This window comes from Modestobacter sp. I12A-02662, from assembly GCF_041028325.1.
Taxonomy (GTDB): Bacteria; Actinomycetota; Actinomycetes; order Mycobacteriales; family Geodermatophilaceae; genus Modestobacter.
Genome location: NZ_JABGDE010000004.1, coordinates 169,936 through 195,022, shown reverse-complemented (window position 1 = coordinate 195,022; position 25,087 = coordinate 169,936). Strand labels below are relative to the sequence as shown.

Genomic DNA, 25,087 nt, shown 5'->3' with positions numbered 1-25,087 from the left:
TCACGGCCTGCGGCCGATCCTGGGGCCGGTCATCAGCGCCTTGAGGGCGCCGAGACCGCCCAGGCCCGCGACCGCGACGCCGAGCCAGCCGCCGACGGCGTAGCGCTCGACGTCCCAGTCGGCCTCGGCCAGCGGCACGAGCACCCCGGCGGCTGCCACCACCGCGACCAGCAGGGCGAACGCGCCGAGGAACCGGTGGCTGTGGGTAGGCACGTACAGCAGCAGCCCGACTACGAAGAGCGCCGCGCCACCGAGGACGACGGCCAGCGGCTGCCACGAGCCGGTGTCCCACAGTCGCCAGGCGTCGGTGGACCAGTCCGCGAACCCGGCGCGGACCAGGTCCATGCCGGAGCGGCCGCCGTGCACCCAGACCACCAGCAGGCTGGTCCCGGCCGCGAAGCCGGCGAGCAGGAGCAGCAGCCCGGCGAGGGTGTCTGCGCGCCGCACGACCACCGGCCGGTCGCTCCACTCCGGCTGCGTGCGCCCCGGCCACGACTGCTGCGGCCCGGTGGGCTGCGGACCGGTGGGCTGCGGGCCGCTGAACTGCGGCCCGGTGAACTGGGGACCGCTGTACTGCGGACCCGTTCCCTGCGGCCCGGGCTGCCAGGCCGGCCGCTGCGCGAACCCGGCCTCCTCGTGCCGGGGCGGGGACCACGGCGGCACCACCAGGGTCTCCGGCCGCTCGTGCTCGGCTCCGCCCAGCACCTCGGTGGGGCGGTGGGTCCCGGTGTCATCGCCCGCCGGGCCGTCGGTGGGTGGGCTGCCGTGGCGATCGCCGGGCTCGCTCATGGGGCCTCCTCCGCGCGCGGGTGGGGAGACCCGCGGCTCTCGGTGTCCGGAGCCTAGGCGGTGGGCGGCGTCGGGCAGACTGCACCACGTGGCGGCGACGATCCTGGACGGCAAGGCGACCGCGGCGGCGATCCGGGAGGAACTGACCGCGCGGGTGGCCCGTCTGGCCGACGCGGGACGGCGACCGGGGCTGGGCACCCTGCTCGTCGGCGACGACCCGGGCAGCAGGTGGTACGTGCAGGCCAAGCACAAGGACTGCGCCCAGGTCGGCATCGCCAGCATCCAGCGGGAGCTGCCGGCCACCGCGTCGCTCACGGACGTGCTCGAGGTGGTCGACGAGCTCAACGACGATCCCGGCTGCACGGGCTACATCGTCCAGCTGCCGCTCCCGCGGGGGATCGACGAGAGCGTCGTCCTCGAGCGCATGGACCCGGGCAAGGACGCCGACGGCCTGCACCCCATCAACCTCGGCCGGCTGGTGCTCGGCATCCCCGGGCCGCTGCCCTGCACCCCGGTGGGCATCGTCGAGCTGCTCCGCCGCCACGACGTCCCGGTGGCCGGCGCGGAGGTCGTCGTGATCGGCCGCGGCGTCACCGTGGGCCGGCCGCTGGGCCTGCTGCTCACCCGGCGGACCGAGAACGCCACGGTCACGCTGTGCCACACCGGCACCCGCGACCTGGCCGCGCACACCCGGGCCGCCGACGTCGTCGTCGCCGCGGCCGGCGTGCCGGGGCTCGTCACCGCCGACATGGTGAAGCCGGGCGCGGCCGTCCTGGACGTCGGCGTCAGCCGGGTCGACGGGAGGATCGCCGGGGACGTCGCCGCCGACGTCCGGGAGGTCGCCGGGTCGGTGGCGCCCAACCCGGGCGGGGTGGGCCCGATGACCCGCGCGATGCTGCTGGCCAACGTCGTCCTCGCCGCGGAGCTGGCGACCGGCGCGGAGGCACTGACGGCATGACCGGACCGGGCCGCACGCCGCTGCACGTGCGGCGGCCGCTGCTCGCCGGCTTCCTCCGGCAGTGGCCGCTGACCGCGGTGATCGCCGTCGTCGCGGTGGGCCTGCTGCTCGTCGCGGCCGAGCAGTGGCGCCGCGGGCTGGTCGTCATGGGGGTCGCGCTGCTGCTGGCGACGCTGCTGCGGCTGCTCCTGCCGGTGCGGCAGATGGGCTTCCTCGCCGTCCGGAGCCGGCCGGTGGACGTCACGCTGACCGGGGTGGCCGGGCTCGCGCTGGTCCTCCTGGCGTGGAACGTCCCGCCGACCTGACCCGGGACGTGCCACCCGCATGGCCGCGCACCACCGTCCGGGGCTAGGTTGGCGGGCATGGCAGCGTCGCTCCGGAACGGCAAGGTGACCGTCGTCGGCGCCGGCTTCTACGGCTCGACCACCGCACAACGTCTCGCCGAGTACGACGTCTTCGAGACCGTCGTGCTCACCGACATCCTCGAGGGCCGCCCCGAGGGGCTCGCGCTCGACATCAACCAGTCCCGGCCGATCGAGGGCTTCGAGACCCAGGTGGTCGGGGTGGGCGGCGGCTCGTACGCCGGCACCGAGGGCTCCGACGTCGTCGTCATCACCGCGGGTCTGCCGCGCAAGCCCGGCATGAGCCGGATGGACCTGCTGGAGACGAACGCGCGGATCGTCCGCTCGGTCGCCGAGGAGGTCGCCCGCACCTCGCCGGACGCCGTCGTCATCGTCGTGTCCAACCCGCTCGACGAGATGACCGCGCTGGCCCAGCTGGCCACCGGCTTCCCGCAGCACCAGGTCATGGGCCAGGCCGGGATGCTCGACACCGCGCGGTTCGCCAACAACGTCGCCGAGGAGCTCGGCGTCCCGGTGGCCTCGGTGCGCACCCTGACCCTCGGCTCGCACGGCGACACCATGGTGCCCGTGCCCTCCCGGTGCACCGTCGACGGCAAGCCGCTGGCCGACGTGCTGGCCGAGGACCGCATCGCCCACCTCGTCGACCGCACCCGCAACGGGGGCGCCGAGGTGGTCGCGCTGCTGAAGACCGGGTCGGCGTACTACGCGCCGTCCGCGGCGGCGGCCCGGATGGCCCGCGCGGTCATCGAGGACTCCGGAGCGGTCCTGCCGGTGTGCGCCTGGGTCGACGGGGAGTACGGCATCTCCGGGGTCTACCTGGGGGTGGAGGCCGAGATCGGCCGGGACGGCGTCCGACGGGTCGTGCAGACCGACCTGTCCGACAGCGAGCTGGCGGGCCTGCGCGAGGCCGCCGAGGCGGTACGCGCCAAGCAGGCCGATGTGGCCGACCTCTGACCTCGACGGTCAGAGCTGCAGAGAGGGAAGACAGGACACGTGAGCAAGATCAAGGTCGAGGGCACCGTCGTCGAGCTCGACGGCGACGAGATGACCCGGATCATCTGGCAGTTCATCAAGGACCAGCTGATCCTCCCGTACCTCGACGTCAACCTCGAGTACTACGACCTGGGCATCGAGAAGCGCGACGAGACCGACGACCAGATCACGGTCGACGCGGCCAACGCGATCAAGAAGCACGGCGTGGGCGTCAAGTGCGCCACCATCACCCCGGACGAGGCGCGGGTCGAGGAGTTCGGCCTCAAGCGCATGTACCGGTCGCCCAACGGGACGATCCGCAACATCCTCGGCGGCGTCATCTTCCGCGAGCCGATCATCATGTCCAACGTGCCGCGGCTGGTGCCGGGCTGGACCAAGCCGATCGTCGTCGGCCGTCACGCGTTCGGTGACCAGTACCGCGCCACCGACTTCACGTTCCCCGGCGAGGGCACCCTGACGCTCACCTTCCAGCCGAAGGACGGCGGCGAGCCCATCGAGCGCGAGGTGTTCCAGTCGCCCGGCGGCGGTGTCGCGATGGCGATGTACAACCTGGACGACTCCATCCGCGACTTCGCGCGGGCGTCGCTGAACTACGGCCTGCAGCGCGGCTACCCGGTCTACCTGTCGACCAAGAACACGATCCTCAAGGCCTACGACGGCCGCTTCAAGGACCTGTTCGCCGAGGTCTTCGAGGCCGAGTTCAAGGACCAGTTCGAGAAGGCCGGCATCACCTACGAGCACCGGCTGATCGACGACATGGTCGCCGCCTCCCTGAAGTGGGAGGGCGGCTACGTCTGGGCCTGCAAGAACTACGACGGCGACGTGCAGTCCGACACGGTCGCGCAGGGCTTCGGCTCGCTGGGCCTGATGACCTCGGTGCTGATGAGCCCCGACGGCCGCACCGTCGAGGCCGAGGCCGCACACGGCACGGTCACCCGCCACTTCCGGCAGCACCAGCAGGGCAAGGAGACCTCGACCAACCCGATCGCGTCGATCTTCGCCTGGACGCGGGGCCTGGCCCACCGCGGCAAGCTGGACGGCACCCCTGAGGTCACCCGGTTCGCCGAGACCCTGGAGCGAGTCTGCATCGAGACCGTCGAGGGCGGTCAGATGACCAAGGACCTCGCGCTGCTGATCTCCAAGGACGCCCCGTGGCTGACCACGCAGGACTTCCTGGCGGCCATCGACGCCAACCTGCAGAAGGCCATGGCCTGACGAACGGCTGACCGACGGCCCCCTCGCCCCACGGGTGAGGGGGCCGCTCGCGTTGAGCGGAGAGTCGTGATCATCGCGCCGCCAGCGGGGTCTCGGGAGGTGCAACAGCCCGGTGGTGCAGGGGTGATCAACCTTGTGGACGACGGACGCGCCGGCCACCGCCGTTCCGGCACGCTGCCGCGGTGCCCCAGCAGCCCGCGCGTCCTGCCGCTCTCCGGGGCAGGGTGTTCCGGGGCACCTCGGTGGTCGCCCAGGGTGTCCTCACGCCGGACCAGCTGCGCGGCTCGACATGGCGCCGGGTCTGGCCCGACGTGTACGCCGACGTCGACCTCCCCGAGGGCCACGGGCTGATCGTCCGGGCAGTGTCGCTGCTGGCGCCGTCCGTGGCCGTGTTCGGCGGCCGGACCGCAGCGCTGCTCCAGGGTGCTCCCGAGCTGCTGCGCGTCGACGACCCGGTGGAGGTCGTGCTCCCGCCCGGCACCCGGTGGAGCCCTCGGGGGCGGGTCCGGGTGCGGACGGCGGAGCTCCCCGACGAGGACGTCGATCGGCGGCACGGGCTCCGGGTGACCAGCCCCGTCCGGACCGCGGTGGACCCGCTCCGGCGGGAACCGCTCGACGACGCGGTGGTCGCCCTCGACCAGTTGGTCCAGCGTCGGGTGGTACGGCTGGGCGAGGTGCGCGACGCCGCCGCGGCCCTGCCCCGGTCGCGGGGGAGCCGGCAGGCGCGCCGGCCACGCGAAGTCGACCCGGACCACGAAGGCGCCCTGGCACCAGACCTCGTGTTGCGCCACGGGCAGCGGCAAGCCGGACCGCACGAGGACCAGGCGCAAGCGGCGGCTCGCGCTCGAGTACGACGGCCAGTGGCACGCTGAACCCGGTCAGTTCGCCCGCGACCGGCAACGGCTCAACCAGTTGACCGCAGCCGGCTGGCGAGTGGTGTTCGTGACCGCGGTCGACCTGGACCGTCCGGCGGCCCTGCTCGCCCGCCTCCGGTCCGAGGTGATCACAGAGCAGGCCTCAGCTGCCGAAGTTCTGGGTCCACCAGGGGCCGCCGGGGCCCTGGGCCACGCCGACCCCGAGCGTCCGCAGGCTGCAGTCGAGGATGTTCTCCCGGTGCCCGGGGGACTTCATCCAGGCGGCCATCACGGCCGCCGCGTCCCGCTGGCCCTGGGCGATGTTCTCCGCGCGCATGGACGAGACCCCTGCCGCGTCCGCCCGGTCCCAGGGGGAGACGCCGTCCGGGGTGTCGTGCGCGAAGTAGCGGCGGTCCCGCATGTCCGTGCTGTGCGCGCGGGCGACCGCGGCCAGCGCCGGGTCGGCGGTCAGCGCCGGGCAGCCCGCCGCCGCCCGCTCCATGTTCACCAGAGCGAGGACCTGTCCCTCGACGGTCGGGTCCGCCGCCGGAGGAGCGGGAGCGGGGGCGGGAGCCGGTGCCGGCGCGGGGGGCGGGCCGGGCGAGGGCACCCGGGCCGGAGGCTTCGTCGCCGGCTGGGCCTCGGCCTCGGCCTCGGCGTCGGCCTGGGTCTCGACCCGGGGCACCGGCGCTCCCGACGTCGTCGGCGCGGCCGGCGCTGCCGGGTCGACCGGGACGGACTCCGCAGCGGTGGTGGCCGGCGCGCTGGTCGAGGCCTGGGTGGGAGCGGTCGCCGGCGGGGTCGACGCGGGGCCGGCCGGACCGGAGGACGGCGCACCGGTCAGCGCCCCGGCTGCAGACGCGCCGTCCAGCTGCGCAACCGCCTCGCTGCGCACCAGTGAGGCGCCGGAGACGGCGCACGTCAGCAGCGACACGACGAGCAGGCCGCGGGCAGCCAGGCGGCGGACGCGGACGCGCGACGAGGGCGGGCGGAATGGCACGGGACCGTCCTCAGGAGACAGCGGGGACGTTACGCGTTTGAGGGTAACCACGTACACGCCGTGATCGGTAGGGGAAGTCGGGGAACATCCCCGAGGGGGAGGCAGGTTGTCCCCGCAGACCTGCGCACTGCCGCAGCCACTACCGTGGGGAGTTCGGGAGCATCCCGGCTGAGCCCACACCTCTGGAGGAGCACGCCGCTCGTGAGCGACGTCTGGCTCAACATCATCATGGTCGTCGCGTTCGTCCTGGTCGGCGGCGCGTTCTCGGGAGCGGAGATCGCCCTGGTCTCCCTCCGGGAGTCGCAGGTGCGCTCGCTCGCCGAGACCGGCCGCCGCGGACAGGCGCTGAACAAGCTGCTGGCCGACCCCAACCGGTTCCTCGCCGCCGTGCAGGTGGGCGTCACCCTGGCCGGCTTCTTCTCCGCGGCCTTCGGTGCCAGCACGCTGTCCAGGCCGCTCGCCGACTGGGCGTCGGTCCAGTTCGGCCTGTCCCGGGGACTCGCCGGCACGCTGGCCCTCGTCGCGGTCACCATCGCGATCAGCTACCTGTCCCTCGTCGTCGGTGAACTGACCCCCAAGCGGCTCGCGCTGCAGCGGGCCGAGGGCTTCTCGCTGGTCGTCGCCGCGCCGCTCAACGCGATCGCCAAGCTGTTCCGGCCGGTCATCTGGCTGCTGTCCAAGAGCACCGACCTGCTGGTCCGCCTGCTGGGCGGCGACCCCAAGGTGAGCGGTGAGTCGATCAGCCAGGAGGAGTTGCGCGACCTCGTCGCGGCGCACGAGTCGCTGTCCAGCGACGAGCGCCGGCTCATCGACGAGGTCTTCCGCGCCGGGGACCGGGAGGTGCGCGAGGTCATGACCCCGCGCACCGAGGTGCACTTCCTCGAGGCGTCGATGACCGCCAGCCGCGCGGCCAAGCAGGTGGCCGACTCCAACTGGTCGCGCTACCCGGTGGTGGGCCGCAACGAGGACGACGTCGTGGGCTTCGCGCACGTGCGCGACCTGTTCCTGCCCGGCCACCCCGCCGGCCGCGCGGCGACCGTCGGCGACCTCGCCCGTGAGGTCAAGCGGCTGCCGGGCACCGCCAAGGTGCTCACCGCGCTGTCGGAGATGCGCAGGGAGAACCGGCACTTCGCCATCGTCGTCGACGAGTACGGCGGCACCGACGGGATCGTGACGCTCGAGGACCTCATCGAGGAGGTCATCGGCGACATCTACGACGAGTACGACGCCGCCGTCGCCGCGGGGTCCGGCGAGCCGATCGACGGCCCCCACGAGGTCGACGGGCTGCTCAACCTGGACGACTTCAGCGAGGCGACCGGGCTGGCACTGCCGGAGGGCCCCTACGAGACGGCCGCCGGGTTCGTGCTGGCCGAGCTCGGCCGGCTCCCGGTCGTCGGGGACTCGGTGTCCGTCCAGGGCCGCCGGCTGACGGTGCTCGAGCTCGACGGCCGCCGGATCGCCCGCATCTCGGTCAGCCCGGCGCCGCAGCCCGCCGACGAGACCACCGCAGAGGCCAACGCCAGCTGAAGGAGGACCCCCTCGGGGGGTCCTCCTTCGCCTCAGCGTCCCTTCTGGACGAACTCCCAGGCGTCGCCGACGATTTCTCGCAGGTCGGTGTGCACGGGGGCCCAGCCCAGGTCGTCGTGGATGCGCGCGGAGCTGGCCACCAGCCGCGCCGGGTCGCCGGCCCGCCGGGGCCCGGCGATGACCGGCAGCGCGTGGCCGGTGACCTCGCGGACGGCGTCGACCATCTCCTGCACGGAGAAGCCGCTGCCGCTGCCGAGGTTGTAGATCCGGTGCTCGCCGGGCGCGGGAGCGGGCAGCGCCAGCAGGTGCGCGGCCGCGAGGTCCTTCACGTGCACGTAGTCGCGGATGCACGTGCCGTCGGGGGTCGGGTAGTCCTGCCCGTGGACGGTCAGCGCGTCCCGCGTCCCGGCGGCCACCTGCAGAGCGATCGGGATCAGGTGCGTCTCGGTGGTGTGCCGCTCACCCCGGCCGTACGCCGCGCCACCCACGTTGAAGTACCGCAGGCTCACCGCCGCGAACGAGTGGGCCACCGCGTACGAGGTCAGCATGTGGTCGACGGCGAGCTTGCTGGCCCCGTAGGTGTTGGTCGGCCGGGTCGGCGCGGTCTCCGGGATCGGCACCTCGTCCGGCTCGCCGTAGGTGGCCGCGGTGGAGGAGAAGACGATCCGCCGGCAGCCGGCCGCGCGCATCGCCTCGAGCAGCGCCAGCGTGCCCCCGACGTTGTGGTGCCAGTAGACCTCGGGCTCGACCTGGCTCTGGCCGACCAGGCTCTTGGCCGCGAAGTGCAGCACCGCCTCGGGAGCCGCCTCCGCCAGGACGGGCGCCGAGTCGTGCAGCGAGGCCCGCACGAAGCGGGCCCCCTCGGGGACGGCGTCCTCGTGACCGGTCGAGAGGTCGTCGAGCACCGTGACGTCGTGGCCGTCGGCCAGCAGGGCTGCGGTGACTACGCTGCCGATGTACCCGGCTCCGCCGGTGACGAGAACGCGCATGGTGCGAGCCTAGACAGCACCCCGCCGGGGGGCGGCCGGCCGCGCGGAAGAGGAGCCCCGTGGTCAGCCCCCGTCCCGCCGTCGCCGCGATGCCCGCGTACAAGCCGGGCCGCAACCCGGCCGACCTGGCCCGGGAGATCGGGGTCGAGCGCGCGGTCAAGCTGGCCAGCAACGAGGTCGCGTTCCCGCCGCTGCCCGCCGTCGTGCAGGCCATCTCGGCGACGGCGGGGGAGACCAACCGCTATCCGGACAACGGCGCCGTCGTCCTGACCGCCGCGCTGGCCGAGCGCTACGGCGTCGAGCCGGCGCAGGTGGCGACCGGCTGCGGTGCGGTCACCCTCTGCCAACAGCTGGCTCAGGCCTACAACGACCCGGGCACGACCATCGCGTTCGCGTGGCGGTCCTTCGAGATGTACCCGCTGCTGGCCCAGGTGGCCGGCGCGCGCAGCCGGCAGGTGCCACTGGTCCCCGGCACGCCCGGTGGCGCCGCCGACACCCACGACCTGCCGGCGCTGGCCGCCGCGATCGACGACACGACCCGGCTGGTCTTCGTCTGCAACCCGAACAACCCCACCGGGACGGCGGTGCGCCGCGCGGAGCTGGAGCGCTTCCTCGACGCGGTGCCCGGCGACACGCTGGTCGTGCTCGACGAGGCCTACCGCGAGTTCGTCACCGACCCCGACGTCCCCGACGGCGTGGAGCTGATGCGCGGGCGGCCGAACGTCGCCGTGCTGCGCACGTTCAGCAAGGCGTGGGGGCTGGCCGGGCTGCGGGTCGGCTACCTGCTGGCCGAGGACCCCGCGGTCGCCGACGCCGTCCGCCGCACGCACGTGCCCTTCAGCGTCTCCACCCTGGCGCAGGCCGCCGCGGTCGCGGCCCTGGCCAGCGAGGACGAGGTGCGCCGCCGGTGCGCCGCCGTGGTCGAGGAGCGGGCGCGGCTGACCGCGGCGCTGCGCGAGCGCGGCCTCCCGGTCGCCGACAGCCAGGCGAACTTCGTGTGGCTGCCCCTGGGGGAGCGCACCGCCGAGGTCGCCGCCGGGCTGGAGGGGCGCGCGGTGATCACCCGGCCGTTCGCCGGGGAGGGGCTGCGGGTGACGGTCGGTACCCCCGAGGAGGACGACGTCTTCCTCGGCGCGCTGGACGACGTCCTGAGCAGCGCCTCCTCGCCCGCCGCCGGAGCCTGAGCGGAGGCCCCCGGGCCGCGTGGTTCGATGGGGGACGTGTCTGCGCCCCGCGTGCTGTCCGGCATCCAGCCGACGGCGGACTCGTTCCACCTCGGCAACCACCTGGGGGCCCTCAAGCAGTGGGTGAGCATGCAGGAGGACCACGACGCCTTCTACTGCGTCGTGGACCTGCACGCGATCACCATGGAGCAGCCGGACCCCGCCGTGCTCCGGCGGCGCACGCTGGTCTCCGCCGCCCAGCTCGTCGCGCTCGGCGTCGACCCGGCGCGCAGCGCGCTGTTCGTGCAGAGCCACGTCCCCGAGCACACCCAGCTCTCCTGGGTGCTGGAGTGCCTGACCGGCTTCGGTGAGGCCGGCCGGATGACCCAGTTCAAGGACAAGAGCCAGCGCCAGGGGACGGCGAGCACCAGCGTCGGCCTGTTCACCTACCCGGTGCTGCAGGCCGCGGACATCCTGCTCTACCAGGCCGCCCGGGTGCCGGTCGGTGAGGACCAGAAGCAGCACCTGGAGCTGACCCGCGACCTCGCGACCCGGTTCAACGGCCGGTACGGGCAGACCTTCATCCTGCCGGAGGCGTTTACCCCGCCCGGCGCGGCCAAGGTCCTGGACCTGCAGTCCCCGGACAAGAAGATGAGCAAGAGCCTGCCGCCGGCCGGCTGCGTCAACCTGCTCGACGACCCGAAGGTGACCGCGAAGAAGATCCGCTCGGCGGTCACCGACACCGGCCGCGAGGTCGTCGCCGACCCGGTCGGGAAGCCGGGCGTCACCAACCTGCTGGTCATCCACTCGGCGCTGTCGGGCCGGAGCATCGCCGAGCTGGAGGAGCACTTCGCCGGCCGCGGCTACGGCGACCTGAAGAAGGAGCTCGCCGAGGTCGTCACCGACGCGCTGGCCCCGATCCAGCAGCGCACCCGCGAGCTGCTCGACGACCCCGCCGAGCTCGAGCGGGTGCTCGCGGCCGGCGCCGCCCGGGCGCGTGAGGTGGCGTCGGCCACCCTGGCCACCGTGTACGACCGGGTGGGCTTCCTGCTGCCCGGCGGGGCGGCGCGGTGAGCACGTGCGCACCGACGAGCGGGGAGGTCGCGTGACCGAGCGCCCCTTCCGCGCCGACGACACCTTCGTCCACGACCTCGGCGCCCGCCGGTCCCGGGACACCGCCGTCCTGGGTGTGGTCGTGTCGATCCCCGAGCCCTGGGCGCAGATGTTCGTCGAGTGGCGCGGCAAGTGCGGCGATCCGCAGGCCAGCCTGGTGCCCCCGCACGTGACCCTGCTGCCACCCACCGAGGTGGCGGTGGGCGACCGGTCGGCGATCAGCGCCCACCTGGCGCGGGTCGCCGCGGCACATCCGCCCTTCGACATGCACCTGTCGGGCACGGGCACGTTCCGGCCGGTGTCGGAGGTGGTGTTCGTCGCCGTCGCGCGGGGCATCGCCTACTGCGAGCAGATCGCCGCCGACGTGCGCAGCGGCCCGCTCGCGCGGCCGCTGAACTTCCCGTACCACCCGCACGTCACGGTGGCCCACGACGTGCCCACCGACATGCTGGACATGGCCTACGCCGGCCTGGCCGACCTGCACGTCGAGTTCCGGGTCGACTCCTTCACCGAGTTCGAGCAGCTGCCCGGCGGCGCCTGGGCGGTGTCCCAGGAGTACCCGCTCACCGGGCCCGGCGCCGGCTGACCCTCCCCGCGGCCCGGCGGGCGGGATCGCCAGCCGGGACACTCGACCGGTGAGCGAGCCGCGGCCTCCCGCCCCGGCTGCCGGTCCCGGCGGGAACGTGTTCGCCCGGGCCGCAACCGGTGCCCGAGGCGTCCTCCGCCGGTTCCGCGACCGGTGGCCGTGGCTGGACCACCTGGTGCACGCCGGTGGCCACTACAACCGCGTGCAGGGCGACCTGCTGGCAGCCGGGGTCACCTACTACGTCTTCCTCGCGCTGTTCCCGGTGCTGCTGCTGGCCGCCTCCGTCGCCGGGTACGTGCTGTCGGGGAACCCGCTGCTGGAGCAACGCCTGGCCCAGGGCATCGAGGACGCGGTGCCGGGGGACACCGGGCAGCGGCTCGCCGAGCAGGTGGACGCCGCCATCGACTCCCGCGGCGTGGTCGGGGTGCTCGGCCTGCTCGGCTTCCTGTTCATCGGGCTCGGTGCGGTCGACAAGCTCCGGGTGGGCATGGACGTCGTCTGGCGCGGCCGGCCCGACCCAGCGGACTTCTTCCGCGACCGGGTCCGCGACCTCGGGGCGCTGCTCGGCCTGGGCGTCGCCGGGGGGATCAGCGTCGGACTGACCACCACCGCCACCGCGGCGTCGTCCCGGCTGCTCGAGTGGCTCGGGCTGGACCTCGTCCCCGGCTTCTTCCTGCTCACCGCCGGCATCGCGATCCTGCTCGCGCTGCTCGGTGACACCCTGGTGTTCCTCTGGCTGCTCAAGGGGGTGCCGGACAACCCGTTCGGCCTGCGGCTGCTGCTGCCCGGTGCGGTGTTCGGTGCGGTCGGCTTCGAGCTGCTCAAGCTGGTCGGCAACGCCTACCTGACCATCATCGGCGACAACGTCACCGCGCAGACCCTCGGCGGGATCGTCGGCCTGATCGTCTGGATCAACGTGGTCGCCCGCTTCGCGTTCTACACCGCGTCGTGGACGGCGACGATCCCCGCGATCGAGCGGGTGCGTGCCCCCGCCGAGCCCGCGCCGGGGCCGGAGCCGGACGCCCCGGCAGCTGCGGGCGAGCCGCGCTCCCCCACGTCCCCGGTCAGGCTGGTCCTGGGTCTGCTGGGTGCCGGGATGGTGACCGGTGCGGTGGCGGGCCGGCTGCTGGCCCGCTCGGCGGGACGCGGCGGGCCGCCCGTCGGCGCCCCACCAGAGTCGCGGTGACGATGCCGGCTGCGCCCGCCGCCAGGGCGACCGGCACCCAGGGCGACCGGGCGTCGCCGCCGTCGCTGACCAGCGCCATGTCGGGTCCGCGCGTGCGCGCCGCCGACGCCGACAGGGCCGCGGCGTCCTCGGTCGAGAGCTCCCCGTCGGCGGTCCCGGACCCCTCCGGGACGGCGACCATGGGCACCTCCCCGGGCTCGACCAGCCGCCCCACCCCCCGCGCGTCGGCCGGGACGGCGAACCCCCAGTCCAGCAGCCGGGCCGCCTGGTCCCGGGCGCTGACCGGCAGCCGCTCGGCCTGCATGACGCTGACCACCAGCCGCCGCCCGTCCCGCTCCGCGGCGGCGACGAAGGTGTGCCGGGCGGCGTCGGTGAACCCGTTCTTGCCGCCCAGCGTGCCGGGGTAGGTGTCGAGCAGGGTGTCCTCGTTCTGGATCTGGTAGCCCTCGGACAGGCCGGGGACGGGCGGCATCTGCGCGGTCCGGGTCTGCAGCACGTCGAGGGCGTAGGGGTCGGCCACCAGCTGCCGCATGATCAGCGCCAGGTCGTAGGGCGAGGAGGACTGCCCGGCGACGTCCAGCCCGGACGGCGTCCCGGCCACGGTGTCGGCGGCCCCGAGCCGCTCCGCCGTCTCGTTCATCGCCGCGACGGCGCTCTCCACCCCGCCGGCCGCGCGGGCCAGGGCGTTCGCCGCGTCGTTGCCCGACTGCATCATCAGCGCCCGGAACAGCAGGTCCACGGAGTACTGGCCGCCGCGCACGAGCCCGACCCGGCTGCCCTCGATCCCCTCGTCCTCCTCCGTCCCCTCCACCACGAGGTCGTGGTCGAGCACCGGCGCGAGGGTGAGCAACGTCAGGGTCTTGAGGGTGCTCGCCGGGTAGTAGCGGCCGTGCGGGTCCCGCGCACCGAGCACCGCGCCGGTGGTCGCGTCCGCGACCAGCCACCCACGCGCGTCGATGCCCTCGGGCAGCGCGGGCGCCCCGGCGGTGGTGACCAGCCCGCGGGTGTCCAGCCCCTCACCGCCCACCGTGCTGCCGTCGGGGGCGTGCCCCTGGGGCGGGCCGTTCTCGTACGGGGCGGTCGGGGAGGGCGCGGAGGGGTCGACCGTGGGCCGGGCGTCCTCGGCCAGCGCCGGGCCGCCGGTGCCCAGCAGGACGAGCCCCACCGCGAGGCCCGCGGCGGTGCGCCGGACGGCCGGGAGCAGACGCATGGTCCGGACGCTAGCCCGCCGGGCGGGGCGGCGGGTACGCAACGATCGGGTCTCTATCCGGTTCCCGGCGCCTGCGCCGCTCCCGCCCGCCGTTAGCGTGCCGGAGTCGCCGCCGCCTGGCCGGACCGCGCACGCGGGAGCCGGACGGCGCGGGGACGGCAGCACATCCACCGCAGCGGGACGCGGTCGACCGACGTCGTCCGCGGCCCCCGAGAGAGGAGACCGTCTTGCGCCGAGCGCGTCGGATGAGGGCCAGCGCCCAGGCCATGGCGCTGCTGCTGGCCGGCAGCATGGCCCTGGCCGCCTGTGCCAGTGACGAGCCCGCGGCCGGCGGCGGCAGCGCCGGCACGAGCGCCGAGGGCGGCGGCGAGCTGCAGGTCGGCATCGCCTACGACACCGGCGGCCGGGGCGACAAGTCGTTCAACGACTCCGCCTACGCCGGCGCCTCGGCCGCCGTCGAGGAGCTGGGTGGCACGGTCACCGACCTCACGCCGAACGCCGACGCCTCCAACCGCGTCGACCTGCTCACCCAGCTCGCCGACGACGGCTCCAACCCGGTCATCGGGGTCGGCTTCGCCTTCGCCGACGCGATCGCCGAGGTGGCGCCGCAGTACCCCGACACGACGTTCGCGATCGTCGACTCCTCGGTCGCCGACGCCGGTCTGGACAACGTGACCGGTCTGCTGTTCGCCGCCAACGAGGGCTCCTTCCTCGGTGGTGTGGCCGCGGCGCTGAAGTCGCAGACCAACCACATCGGCTTCGTCGGCGGCGTCGAGTCGCCGCTGATCCAGGAGTTCGAGGCCGGCTACGTCGCCGGCGCCCAGGCCGCCAAGCCGGGCATCCAGGTCGACGTCCAGTACATCTCGCCCGCCGGTGACTTCTCCGGCTTCTCCGACCCGGCCAAGGGCTACACGTTGGCCCAGGGCATGTACCAGGGCGGGGCGGACATCGTGTACCACGCCGCCGGCGCCTCCGGGCAGGGCGTGTTCCGCGCCGCGGCCGAGGCCGGCGGGCAGGCCATCGGCGTCGACTCCGACCAGTACGAGACGATCGGTGACCCGGCGCTGCAGGCGGTCATCATGACCTCGGTGCTGAAGCGGGTCGACAACGCGATCCAGCAGTTCATCACCGACTACTCCGAGGGCACCGTGACCGGCGGCGAGGACCGGGTCGCCGACCTCGAGTCCGAGGGCGTCGGCCTGTCCACCTCCGGCGGGAAGATCGACGACATCTCGGCCCAGCTGGACACCTTCGAGCAGCAGATCGTCGGCGGCGAGATCGAGGTCCCGACCACCCCGTGACGCGCTGCGCGGGGAGCAGTTCCTGAGCACGGACGGAAGGCGGCGGGTCCGGGGCGCCACAGCCCCCGGACCCGTCGTTTTCCGTGTGTACGGTCTCGGCGTCGAGTGAGGACGCCGTCGGTCGCGGTCGGGAGGACCCCCGCCGCGGCCGCCCCCACCGCACCGGCCCCGAGGAGACAGGATTGGACGAGTCGACACCGCTCGCGGTGGAGCTGCGCGGGATCACCAAGCGTTTCCCCGGCGTAGTCGCCAACAAGGACATCGAGCTGCGCGTCACCCGGGGCGAGGTGCACGCCATCGTCGGCGAGAACGGGGCCGGCAAGTCCACGCTGATGAAGACGCTGTACGGGATGCACCGCCCGGACGAGGGGCAGGTCCTCGTCGGCGGCCGCGAGGTGCACTTCCGCAGCCCCAACGACGCGATCGCCGCCGGCATCGGCATGGTGCACCAGCACTTCATGCTGGCCGACAACTTCACCGTCCTGGAGAACGTCGTCCTCGGCAGCGAGCCGACCCGCGGCGGCCGGCTGGACCGGGCCACCGCGCGCCGCCGCATCCGGGAGATCTCCGACAGCTACTCCCTCGGGCTGGACCCTGATGAGCTGGTCGAGGACCTCGGTGTCGGGGACCGGCAGCGCGTCGAGATCGCCAAGGTCCTCTACCGGGGCGCGACCACGCTGATCCTCGACGAGCCCACCGCCGTCCTCGTGCCGCAGGAGGTCGACGAGCTGTTCGGCAACCTGGCCGAGCTCAAGCGCGAGGGCCTGACGGTCATCTTCATCTCGCACAAGCTCGACGAGGTCCGCAAGGTCGCCGACACCATCACCGTCATCCGGCGGGGGACGACGGTGGGCACCGCCGATCCCCGGACGACGACCGCCCGGCAGCTCGCCGAGATGATGGTCGGCGCCGAGCTGCCCACCCCGGCCACGCGCGAGTCCACGGTGCGCGAGGTGCCCGTGCTCGAGGTGCGCGGGCTCACCGTGCCCGGTGCCGGCGGCGGACGGGCCGTGGTGGAGGACGTCACGCTGACCGTCCGCGAGGGCGAGGTCGTCGGGATCGCCGGTGTCGAGGGCAACGGCCAGGCGGAGCTGATCGACGCGCTGCTGGGCCTGCGCCTGCCCTCCGCCGGCACGGTGGCCCTCGGCGGGCAGGACATCACCGGCTGGTCGACCCGCCGCCGGCGGGAGAGCGGCATCGGTTTCATCCCCGAGGACCGGCACCGGCAGGGGATGCTGCTCGAGGCCCCGCTGTGGGAGAACCGCATCCTCGGTCACCAGACCCGCCCGCCGGCGGGCAACGGCCGGTTCATCGACCGGAAGGCGGCCCGGGAGGACACCGGGCGGATCATGCGGGACTACGACGTCCGCGCGCCCGGCCCGGACACCCTCGCCGTCGCCCTCTCCGGCGGCAACCAGCAGAAGCTGATCGTCGGGCGGGAGATGAGCGCGCACCCCCGGGTGCTGCTGGCCGCCCATCCGACCCGGGGCGTCGACGTCGGCGCCCAGGCGGTCATCTGGGAGCTGCTGAAGGACGCCCGCGCCGAGGGGATGGCCATCGTCCTGGTCTCCGCGGACCTCGAGGAGCTGATCGGCCTGTCCGACACCCTGCACGTCATGCTGCGCGGGCAGCTGGTCGCCACCGTCGACCCCCGCTCGGTCACCCCCGAGGAGCTCGGCGGGCACATGACCGGCGGGCACCACCCGTCCCCGGCGGGCGCGGCGTGAGCCCGCTGCGCCGGTGGGGCGCGGTCCTGCTGGCCCCCGCGATGGCGCTGCTCATCGCGCTGGCCATCTCCGGGCTGGTGATGGGCGCGCTCGGGGTCAACCCGTTCCGGGTGCTGTCGGTGATGGCCGACTTCGGGGACACCCCCAGCCAGCAGGTCACCCAGATGGTCGCCGTCCTCAACCGGGCGCTGCCGCTGTTCCTCGCCGGCCTCGCGGTGGCGATCGGGTTCCGGATGGGGCTGTTCAACATCGGCGTCGAGGGCCAGTACCGGATGGCCACGATCATCGCCGCGACGGTGGGTGCCGCCGTCGTCCTGCCCGGGCCGCTGCACGTCGCGCTGATCATCGCGGTCGCGATGGTCGTCGGCGCGCTGTGGGCCGGGATCGTCGCCGTCCTCAAGGTCACCCGCGGGGTGAGCGAGGTGATCAGCTCGATCATGCTGAACACGATCGCGCTGGGCCTGGCCTCCTACCTGCTCACCGGGCCGTTCCGGGGCAGCCCGGAGGGCGCCTCGATCGTCGCCACCGCAGAGATCCCCGAGTCCGGCCGGATCGGCGGGCTCAACGGGGTCTTCGACGTCCTCGGGCTGGCCAACCCGCCGCGGCAGCTGTACGGCTTCCTGCTGGTGGCGGTGGTCGTCGGGGTCCTGGTGTGGGTGCTGCTGCAGCGGACCCGCTTCGGGTTCGACCTGCGGGCCACCGGCCTCTCGCCGTCGGCGGCCAGCGCCAGCGGCGTCGACGCCCGGGGCATGGTGGTGAAGACCATGCTGCTGTCCGGGGCGGTGGCCGGGCTCATCGGGCTGCCCGACCTGCTCGGCCGCACCTACGAGTACAACAGCGACTTCACCTCCGGGCTGGGCTTCCTGGGCATCGCCGTCGCGCTGCTGGGCCGCAACAGCCCCGCCGGCATCGCCCTCGCCGCGGTGCTCTACGCCTTCCTCGACCGGGCCTCGGTGCCGTTGCAGGCGGCCCAGCTCCCGTCCTCGGTCGTCACGATCATCCAGGGCACGATCGTGCTCGCGGTGGTCGTCGCCAACGAGATCGCCCGGCGGCTGAGCCGCCGCGCGGCCGAGCGGGCCAGCCGCCAGGCGCCGAGCGCGCCGGTGCCGCAGGCGCCGCAGCCGGCCGCCGCCCAGGAGGTCACCTCATGAGCACGACGACGTCGACGGACACCTCGGCGCCGTCCGGGGTGGCGGGTCGCCTCCGCGGTCTGACCGGCGCCCGGCGGGTCTGGCTCGGGGTCGCCCTGCTGCTCGTGCTCATCTCCCTGGTGCGGGTCGTCAGCGGCGAGGACGCGCTGACGTCGTCCTCGACGTTCTCCGCCGCCCTGCTGCTGACCGCGCCGATCCTGCTGGTCGCGCTGGGCGGGCTGTACGCCGAGCGCGCGGGCGTGGTCAACATCGGCCTCGAGGGCATGATGATCCTGGGCACCTGGGGGGCCGGGTACGCCGGCTACCAGTGGGGCTGGCAGGCGGCGATCATCGGCGGGCTGCTGTTCGGCGCGCTGGGCGGGCTGCTCCACGCCGTCGCCACGGTGACCTTCGGGGTCGACCACGTGATCTCCGGCGTGGCGATCAACATCCTCGCCGCGGGCGTCGTCCGGTTCCTCTCCGAGTCGGTCTACACCGGGCGGGACGACGGTGCCGGCATCACCCAGTCACCGGGGATGGCGAGCCGGCCGCCGTCGTTCTCCGTGCCGGTGCTCTCCAGCGGGCCGGACCTGCTCGGCCGGCTGGAGGAGCTGCACTGGTTCCTGGTCAGCGACCTGGCCGGGGTGCTGCGCGGCTTCACCACCAGCGTGGGCGTGCTGACGCTGATCGCGGTGCTGCTGGTGCCGGCCACCTACCTGCTGCTGTGGCGCACCGCGTTCGGGCTGCGGCTGCGGTCCTGCGGCGAGAACCCGGTCGCCGCGGACTCCCTCGGCGTCGCGGTGTACCGGATCAAGTACATCGCGGTCATCATCTCCGGCGCGCTGGCCGGCCTGGGCGGCGTCGTCCTGGTGTTCATCGCGAACATCTACCGCGAGGGCCAGACCAACGGCCGCGGCTTCATCGGCCTCGCGGCGCTGATCTTCGGCAACTGGCGGCCCGGCGGGCTCACCGGCGGCGCGCTGCTGTTCGGCTTCGCCGACGGGCTGCAGCTGCGCAGCCGCAGCGCGGTGGTCGCCCTGCTGCTGCTGGTCGCGGTGCTGCTGGTGGCCATCGGCATCTGGCAGCTGCTCCGCCGGCGGGTGGTGCAGGGCGTGCTCGCCCTGGTCTTCGCCGCGGCCGCCATGGCCGGCTACCTGACCATCGAGGAGCTGCCGACGGGCATCGTCTCCTTCACCCCGCACCTGGTCACGCTGCTGGTGCTGTCGCTGGCCTCCCAGCGGCTCCGGATGCCGAAGGCCGACGGGCTGGTCTACCGACGAGGAGAGCACTGATGGGAGCGGACAGGCTCGTGAGCATCGCAGCGAGCGCCAGCGAGCGAGGAGCGGAGCGGGCCGCGGGAGCGACCCGATGACTGCACCCGAGATCGACTGGGACGTCCTCCGCACCGCCGCGCGGGAGGTCATGACGCACGCCTACGTGCCCTACTCGAAGTTCCCCGTCGGGGTCGCCGGGCTGGTCGACGACGGCCGGGTGGTGACCGGCTGCAACGTCGAGAACGCCTCCTACGGGGTGGGGCTGTGCGCCGAGTGCGGCATGGTCAGCGACCTGGCCCGCACCGGCGGCGGCCGGCTGGTGGCGGTCGCCTGCGTCGGCGGGGACGGGCAGCCGCTGATGCCCTGCGGCCGCTGCCGGCAGCTGCTGTGGGAGCACGGCGGTGCCGCGATGCTGCTGGAGACGGTGTCGCTGGGCATCGTGCCCATGAGCCAGGTGCTGCCCGACGCGTTCGGTCCCGACGACCTCGTCGCGGCCGCCGAGCGCGAGGGGCGTGCATGACCGCGTTCGACGCCATCGACGTCATCCGCGCCAAGCGGGACGGGCGGCCGCTGACCCCGGAGCAGATCCGCTGGGTGATCGGCGCCTACACCGCCGGGGAGGTGCCCGACGAGCAGATGAGCGCGCTGCTCATGGCGGTCCTCTTCCGCGGCATGTCGCCGGACGAGCTGGCCGTCTGGACCCAGGCGATGATCGACTCCGGCGTCCGCAAGGACCTGTCCTCGCTGGGCCGGCCCACCGCCGACAAGCACTCCACCGGCGGGGTCGGGGACAAGACCACGCTGCCGCTCGCGCCGCTGGTCGCCGCCTGCGGCGTCGCGGTGCCCCAGCTGTCCGGCCGGGGGCTCGGCCACACCGGCGGCACGCTGGACAAGCTGGAGTCGGTCCCCGGCTGGCGGGCGTCGCTGACCGACGCCGAGTACGTGCAGCAGCTGCGGGACGTCGGCGCGGTCATCTGCGCGGCGGGCAACGACCTCGCGCCGGCGGACCAGCGGCTCTACGCGCTGCGGGACGTGACCGGCACCGTCGAGTCGATCCCGCTGATCGCCAGCTCGATCATGAGCAAGAAGATCGCCGAGGGCGCCGACGCGCTCGTGCTGGACGTCAAGACCGGCTCGGGGGCGTTCATGAAGGACGTCGACTCCTCCCGGGAGCTGGCCCGCACCATGGTCGGGCTGGGGGAGGCGGCCGGGGTGCGCACGGTGGCGCTGGTGACCGCGATGGACCGCCCGCTGGGCCGCGCGGCGGGCAACGCCGTGGAGGTGGCCGAGTCCGTCGAGGTGCTCGCCGGGGGCGGGCCCGCCGACGTCGTCGAGCTCACCCTCGCCCTGGCCCGGGAGATGCTCGCCGGCGCGGGCCGGGACGACGTCGACCCCGCCGACGCGCTCGCCGACGGGCGGGCCATGGACGTGTGGCGGCGCATGATCAGCGCCCAGGGCGGCGACCCGGACGCCCCGCTGCCGCAGCCGGCCGAGCGGCAGGTGGTGACCGCCCCCACGACCGGCACCCTCACCCGGCTGGACGCCTACGCGCTGGGCGTCGCCGCCTGGCGGCTGGGTGCCGGCCGGGCCCGCAAGGAGGACCCGGTGTCCGCCGCGGCCGGGGTCACCTGGGCCGCTGGGGTGGGCGAGCGGGTCACCGCCGGGCAGCCGCTGCTGGAGCTGCACACCGATGATGCCGCGCGCATCCCGCGGGCGCTGGAGGCGCTGGAGGGGGCGATCGGCGTCGACACCGGCGACCGGCCGCTGCCGCTGGTCGTCGACCGGCTCACCGCCTGAGCCGGCCCGCACCCCCGACGCCGCCCCCCGACGATCATGGAGCTGAGGACGCGACATGCCGTCCGCGGACGGCGCGCCGCGTCCCCGACTGCATGATCGCGGAGGACGAGGGGTGGGGGGCGCGGAGCGCTCGGCGCTGGGGAGGACACTGGGCCCTCGTGCAGAAGGACCACCTCCTCCCCACCGAGAAGGACCCCGTCCTCCCCACCCCTCGCCCGCTCGGAGCGGACCCCGGTACGGGGCCGGCAGGGCTGGCGGCGGGACCCTGGAGGCGGCCGACGGAGGAGCTCGACCCGGACGCCGCGATCTCCGTCCGCGGCCTCGTCAAGCGGTACGGCGACCGCGCCGCCGTCGACGGGATCGACCTGGACATCCGGCGCGGCGAGATCTTCGCGCTGCTCGGCCCGAACGGTGCCGGCAAGACCACCACCGTCGAGGTGCTGGAGGGCTTCCGGGACCGGGACGACGGCGAGGTGCGGGTCCTCGGGGTCGACCCGGCCACCGGCGGCCGCCGCTGGAAGGCCGACCTGGGCATCGTGCTGCAGTCCGGCGCCGGGGACAGCCAGCTCACCTGCCGCGAGCTGCTGCAGGCGCAGGCGTCCTACTACCCCGACCCCCGCGACCCCGGCGAGGTGCTCGCGCTGGTCGGCCTCACGGAGAAGGCCGGGGCCCGCGGCCGCACCCTCTCCGGCGGGCAGCGCCGCCGGCTGGACGTCGCGCTGGGCATCGTCGGGCGGCCGAAGCTGCTGTTCCTGGACGAGCCGACCACCGGCTTCGACCCGGAGGCCCGGCGGCAGTTCTGGGCGCTGGTCCGCGAGCTGCGGGAGCTCGGCACGACGATCCTCCTCACCACCCACTACCTCGACGAGGCCGAGGCGCTGGCCGACCGGGTGGGCGTGATCGCGCACGGCCGGGTGCTGGAGATCGGGGTCCCCGGCGAGCTGGGTGGGCGAGGGCTCGCCCCGGCGGTCGTCTCCTGGACCGAGGACGGCGTCCGGCGCACCGCCGAGACCGCCACCCCGACCGCCTTCGTGCGGGAGCTGGCAGCGCGCTTCCCCGGCGAGGTGCCGGACCTCGCGGTCAGCCGGCCGACGCTGGAGGACACGTACCTGCGCATGATCGGAGACCGTCCGTGAGCTCGACGGAGACCCCGCTGCCCGGGGCCTACGGCACCCGGATCTCGGTCGAGCTCAAGGAGTTCTTCCGGCAGCGCGAGGCGGTGACCTTCACCGTCCTGTTCCCCGTGGTCCTGCTGCTGGGGGTCGGCTCGGTCCTCGAGTACGACATCGGGTACGGCGTCGACTTCTCGCAGTACTTCATGGCCGGCGTGATCGTGGCCGGCATCGTCGGGGCGAGCCTGCAGAACCTGGGCATCTACATCGCCAGCGAGCGGTCCGACGGGACGCTGAAGAGCCTGCGCGGCACCCCGATGCCGGCCAGCGCCTACTTCGTCGGCAAGGTTGTGCAGGTGCTCGCCGTCGCGGCGGTCACCATCGCGCTGCTGCTCGTCGTGGGCGTCCTCGTCTACGACACCGCGCTGCCCTCGGCCCGGGACTGGCTCACCTTCGCCTGGGTCGGCCTGCTCGGCATCACCGCCTGCACGCTGCTCGGGATCGCCGTCTCCAGCCTCGCGCCCAACCGGCGGGCGGCGTCGGCGCTGGTGAGCCCCGCGGCGCTGCTGCTGATGTTCGTCTCCGGGGTGTTCATGCCCTTCGGGCAGCTGCCGCACTGGGTGCAGACCATCGCCTCGCTGTTCCCGGTCAAGTGGATGGCGCAGGGCATGCGGTCGGTGTTCCTCCCCGAGCAGCTGGCGGCCGACGAGCCGGCCGGCAGCTGGGAGCTGGGGCGCGTCGCGCTCGTGCTGGGCATCTGGTGCCTGCTCGGGCTGGTGCTGTGCCTGCGCACCTTCCGCTGGCAGGACCGCGGCGACAGGTAGCTTCTCCGGATGCCCGCCGACATCACCGCCGAGACCCTCGCCCGCGCGCCGAAGGTGCTGCTGCACGACCACCTGGACGGCGGCCTGCGGCCCGGCACGGTGCTCGAGCTGGCCGAGGAGGCGGGCTACCGCGACCTGCCCGCCGACGAGCCGGAGGCGCTGGGGCGCTGGTTCCGCGAGGCCGCGGACTCCGGGTCCCTGGTGCGCTACCTGGAGACCTTCGCGCACACCGTGGCGGTGATGCAGCGACCCGAGGCGGTCCAGCGGGTCGCCCGGGAGTGCGCCCTCGACCTGGCCGCCGACGGCGTCGTCTACGCCGAGGTGCGGATGGCCCCCGAGCTGCTGACCGCCATGCCGCTGGAGGCGGCCGTCGAGGCGATGCTCGACGGGTACGCGCAGGGCGCGCACGAGGCCGCGGCGGCCGGCCGGCCGATCGTCGTCGGGACCCTCCTGTGCGCGATGCGCCAGGCCGACCGGTGGGTGGAGGTCGCCCGGCAGGTCGTCCGCCACCTCGACGTCGGGGTGGTCGGCTTCGACCTGGCCGGCCCCGAGGACGGGTTCCCGCCGGACCGCATCCCGGAGGCGATCGCCGTCCTCGACCGGGCCGGGGCGCACCGGACCGTGCACGCCGGTGAGGCGGCCGGCATCCCCTCCATCCTCGCCGCGCTGGACGGCGCCGGGGCGGAGCGGCTCGGCCACGGGGTGCGCATCGCCGACGAGGTCCAGCCCGACGGCCCGCTCGGCCCGGTCGCCCAGCGGGTGCGCGACGAGCAGGTCGTCCTGGAGGTCGCGCCGTCGTCCAACGTGCAGACCGGCGCCTACCCGTCGCTGGCCGCGCACCCGGTCGACCGGCTGCACCGGGCCGGGTTCGCCGTCACGCTCAACACCGACAACCGGCTGATGAGCGGGGTCTCGGCGAGCAGCGAGCTGACCGCGGTGGCCGGGACGTTCGGCTGGACCTGGGACGACGTGCAGACCGTCGCCGAGCGGGCCCTCGCCGCCGCCTTCGTGGACGACACCGAGCGCGCGCGGCTGCTGGCCGACGTCGTCCGTCCCGGGTACGCCGCGCTGCGCGCCTGACCACCGTGACGGCGCTGGCGCTGACCCACCCCTCGGGCAGGACTGGGAGCAGGTCGGTGACCTGGGGGTCGCCTTCCTGCTGTCGGCGCTGATCGGGCTGGAGCGGGAGCTGCGGCAGAAGTCGGCCGGGCTGCGCACGCTCACCATCGTCGGGTTCGCATCCGCGCTGTTCATGCTGATCAGCAAGTACGGCTTCTTCGACGTCGCCGGTCCGGGGGTCAGCATCGACCCCTCCCGGATGGCCGCGGAGGTCGTCTCGGGCCTGGGCTTCATCGGCGGCGGGCTGTTGTTCGTCCGCCGCGACGCCGTCCGCGGGCTGACCACGGCCGCCGTCGTCTGGCTGACCGCGGCGGTCGGCATGGCCGCCGGTGCCGGGCTGCCGCTGCTCGCCGTCCTGGTGACCGCGGGGCACTTCGTCATCGTGTACGGGTTCACGCCGCTGTCCCGGCGGCTGTCGCGGCGGCTGACCGGCGTCCACCAGGTGCACCTGACCTACCGGGAGGGCGGGGGCGTGCTGCGCCGGGCGCTGGCGGAGCGCACCAGCCGGGGCTTCGCCGTCCGGCACCTGGCCACCGCACCGGACGAGGATGACCGGTGGGACGACGGCGGGCGGGGTGGCCGGCGGGTGTCCCGGCAGCCGACCGTCGAGGGCCGGGGACCGCCACGGACCTCGCCGCGTGGCTCAGCGACGTCGGCGGCGTGCTGGCCGTCACCGCCGGGGACGTCGACGAGGAGGCGGACTGACCGGCGACGCTGCGTCGCCGGTCACGCCACGGGCGGGAATCATCCCAGGTCCGACGCTGCTAACCTGTGTGGGTCGGCGTCTGCCGGCCATCCTCCCGGACGGAACTGTCCGGGTACGAGCGCATCCGTGCAGATCCGGCGTCACCGCTGACG

At 74.2% G+C, this 25,087-nt stretch carries 23 protein-coding genes and 1 pseudogene; 20 read left to right on the top strand and 4 right to left on the bottom strand.

Annotation, left to right across the window (positions count from 1 at the left end; genetic code table 11):
* The gene (locus HL189_RS06010) at positions 1-789 is read right to left on the bottom strand and encodes a hypothetical protein (protein WP_369132800.1); all 789 of its coding nucleotides are present in this window, start codon (positions 787-789) and stop codon (positions 1-3) included.
* Positions 790-877: 88 nt separating this feature from the next.
* Between HL189_RS06010 and HL189_RS06005 the strand changes: the two genes are divergently transcribed.
* The 5 genes from HL189_RS06005 to HL189_RS05985 all read left to right on the top strand — a co-directional run bounded on the left by HL189_RS06005 (position 878) and on the right by HL189_RS05985 (position 5,189).
* Positions 878-1,747 (top strand): bifunctional methylenetetrahydrofolate dehydrogenase/methenyltetrahydrofolate cyclohydrolase, encoded by an 870-nt coding sequence (locus tag HL189_RS06005; RefSeq protein WP_369132799.1) that lies wholly within the window; start codon positions 878-880, stop codon positions 1,745-1,747.
* A complete protein-coding gene (locus HL189_RS06000; protein WP_369132798.1) occupies positions 1,744-2,052 on the top strand; it encodes a DUF3017 domain-containing protein in 309 nt (102 codons plus the stop codon). Before HL189_RS06005 ends, HL189_RS06000 begins: the two co-directional genes overlap by 4 nt.
* A 57-nt stretch (positions 2,053-2,109) precedes the next feature.
* Positions 2,110-3,063 (top strand): malate dehydrogenase, encoded by a 954-nt coding sequence (mdh, locus tag HL189_RS05995; protein WP_369132797.1) that lies wholly within the window; start codon positions 2,110-2,112, stop codon positions 3,061-3,063.
* Between the two features lie 39 nt (positions 3,064-3,102).
* Positions 3,103-4,317 (top strand): NADP-dependent isocitrate dehydrogenase, encoded by a 1,215-nt coding sequence (locus tag HL189_RS05990; protein ID WP_369132796.1) that lies wholly within the window; start codon positions 3,103-3,105, stop codon positions 4,315-4,317.
* Between the two features lie 182 nt (positions 4,318-4,499).
* On the top strand, positions 4,500-5,189 hold the full coding sequence (locus HL189_RS05985; RefSeq protein ID WP_369132795.1) for a hypothetical protein: 690 nt from the start codon (positions 4,500-4,502) through the stop codon (positions 5,187-5,189).
* 145 nt (positions 5,190-5,334) lie between these two features.
* Here the strand turns inward: HL189_RS05985 and HL189_RS05980 are convergent, their stop codons facing one another.
* Positions 5,335-6,171: a CAP domain-containing protein gene (locus HL189_RS05980; protein WP_369132794.1), complete on the bottom strand. Its 837-nt coding sequence runs from the start codon at positions 6,169-6,171 to the stop codon at positions 5,335-5,337.
* A 201-nt stretch (positions 6,172-6,372) separates the two neighbouring features.
* Here HL189_RS05980 and HL189_RS05975 point away from each other — a divergent pair, with 201 nt between their 5' ends.
* The gene (locus HL189_RS05975) at positions 6,373-7,698 is read left to right on the top strand and encodes a hemolysin family protein (protein ID WP_369132793.1); all 1,326 of its coding nucleotides are present in this window, start codon (positions 6,373-6,375) and stop codon (positions 7,696-7,698) included.
* Between the two features lie 32 nt (positions 7,699-7,730).
* Here the strand turns inward: HL189_RS05975 and galE are convergent, their stop codons facing one another.
* Positions 7,731-8,687: a UDP-glucose 4-epimerase GalE gene (gene galE / locus HL189_RS05970; RefSeq protein ID WP_369132792.1), complete on the bottom strand. Its 957-nt coding sequence runs from the start codon at positions 8,685-8,687 to the stop codon at positions 7,731-7,733.
* A 59-nt stretch (positions 8,688-8,746) separates the two neighbouring features.
* Between galE and hisC the strand changes: the two genes are divergently transcribed.
* The 4 genes and pseudogenes from hisC to HL189_RS05950 all read left to right on the top strand — a co-directional run.
* Complete coding sequence (gene hisC / locus HL189_RS05965; protein WP_369132791.1) at positions 8,747-9,871, top strand: histidinol-phosphate transaminase; 1,125 nt, start codon at positions 8,747-8,749, stop codon at positions 9,869-9,871.
* Between the two features lie 36 nt (positions 9,872-9,907).
* Positions 9,908-10,924, top strand: coding sequence for a tryptophan--tRNA ligase (gene trpS / locus HL189_RS05960; protein WP_369132790.1), 1,017 nt, complete (start codon positions 9,908-9,910; stop codon positions 10,922-10,924).
* Between the two features lie 31 nt (positions 10,925-10,955).
* Positions 10,956-11,549 carry a 2'-5' RNA ligase family protein gene (locus tag HL189_RS05955; RefSeq protein WP_369132789.1) on the top strand — a complete coding sequence of 198 codons (594 nt, stop codon included), beginning with the start codon at positions 10,956-10,958 and terminating at the stop codon, positions 11,547-11,549.
* Positions 11,550-11,598: 49 nt separating this feature from the next.
* Positions 11,599-12,501: pseudogene (locus tag HL189_RS05950) on the top strand (YihY/virulence factor BrkB family protein); the annotation flags it as partial.
* 112 nt (positions 12,502-12,613) lie between these two features.
* Here HL189_RS05950 and HL189_RS05945 read toward each other — a convergent pair.
* Positions 12,614-13,945, bottom strand: a complete 1,332-nt coding sequence (locus tag HL189_RS05945; RefSeq protein WP_369132788.1) for a D-alanyl-D-alanine carboxypeptidase family protein — start codon at positions 13,943-13,945, stop codon at positions 12,614-12,616.
* A gap of 245 nt (positions 13,946-14,190) precedes the next feature.
* Here HL189_RS05945 and HL189_RS05940 point away from each other — a divergent pair, with 245 nt between their 5' ends.
* The 10 genes from HL189_RS05940 to HL189_RS05895 all read left to right on the top strand — a co-directional run bounded on the left by HL189_RS05940 (position 14,191) and on the right by HL189_RS05895 (position 25,085).
* The gene (locus HL189_RS05940; RefSeq protein ID WP_369132787.1) at positions 14,191-15,246 is read left to right on the top strand and encodes a BMP family protein; all 1,056 of its coding nucleotides are present in this window, start codon (positions 14,191-14,193) and stop codon (positions 15,244-15,246) included.
* A gap of 182 nt (positions 15,247-15,428) precedes the next feature.
* Complete coding sequence (locus HL189_RS05935) at positions 15,429-16,973, top strand: ABC transporter ATP-binding protein (RefSeq protein ID WP_369132786.1); 1,545 nt, start codon at positions 15,429-15,431, stop codon at positions 16,971-16,973.
* Positions 16,970-18,124 carry an ABC transporter permease gene (locus HL189_RS05930; protein WP_369132785.1) on the top strand — a complete coding sequence of 385 codons (1,155 nt, stop codon included), beginning with the start codon at positions 16,970-16,972 and terminating at the stop codon, positions 18,122-18,124. The genes HL189_RS05935 and HL189_RS05930 overlap by 4 nt, the downstream gene beginning before the upstream one ends.
* A complete protein-coding gene (locus HL189_RS05925; protein WP_369132784.1) occupies positions 18,121-19,395 on the top strand; it encodes an ABC transporter permease in 1,275 nt (424 codons plus the stop codon). Before HL189_RS05930 ends, HL189_RS05925 begins: the two co-directional genes overlap by 4 nt.
* Before the next feature lie 76 nt (positions 19,396-19,471).
* Complete coding sequence (locus HL189_RS05920) at positions 19,472-19,897, top strand: cytidine deaminase (RefSeq protein WP_369132783.1); 426 nt, start codon at positions 19,472-19,474, stop codon at positions 19,895-19,897.
* The gene (locus HL189_RS05915; protein WP_369132782.1) at positions 19,894-21,174 is read left to right on the top strand and encodes a thymidine phosphorylase; all 1,281 of its coding nucleotides are present in this window, start codon (positions 19,894-19,896) and stop codon (positions 21,172-21,174) included. The genes HL189_RS05920 and HL189_RS05915 overlap by 4 nt, the downstream gene beginning before the upstream one ends.
* 251 nt (positions 21,175-21,425) lie before the next feature.
* A complete protein-coding gene (locus HL189_RS05910) occupies positions 21,426-22,310 on the top strand; it encodes an ABC transporter ATP-binding protein (RefSeq protein WP_369133059.1) in 885 nt (294 codons plus the stop codon).
* Positions 22,307-23,110 carry an ABC transporter permease gene (locus tag HL189_RS05905; RefSeq protein ID WP_369132781.1) on the top strand — a complete coding sequence of 268 codons (804 nt, stop codon included), beginning with the start codon at positions 22,307-22,309 and terminating at the stop codon, positions 23,108-23,110. Before HL189_RS05910 ends, HL189_RS05905 begins: the two co-directional genes overlap by 4 nt.
* Before the next feature lie 9 nt (positions 23,111-23,119).
* Positions 23,120-24,190, top strand: coding sequence for an adenosine deaminase (locus HL189_RS05900; protein ID WP_369132780.1), 1,071 nt, complete (start codon positions 23,120-23,122; stop codon positions 24,188-24,190).
* A gap of 61 nt (positions 24,191-24,251) precedes the next feature.
* Positions 24,252-25,085 (top strand): MgtC/SapB family protein, encoded by an 834-nt coding sequence (locus HL189_RS05895; protein WP_369133058.1) that lies wholly within the window; start codon positions 24,252-24,254, stop codon positions 25,083-25,085.
* The last annotated feature ends 2 nt before the right edge of the window (positions 25,086-25,087 follow it).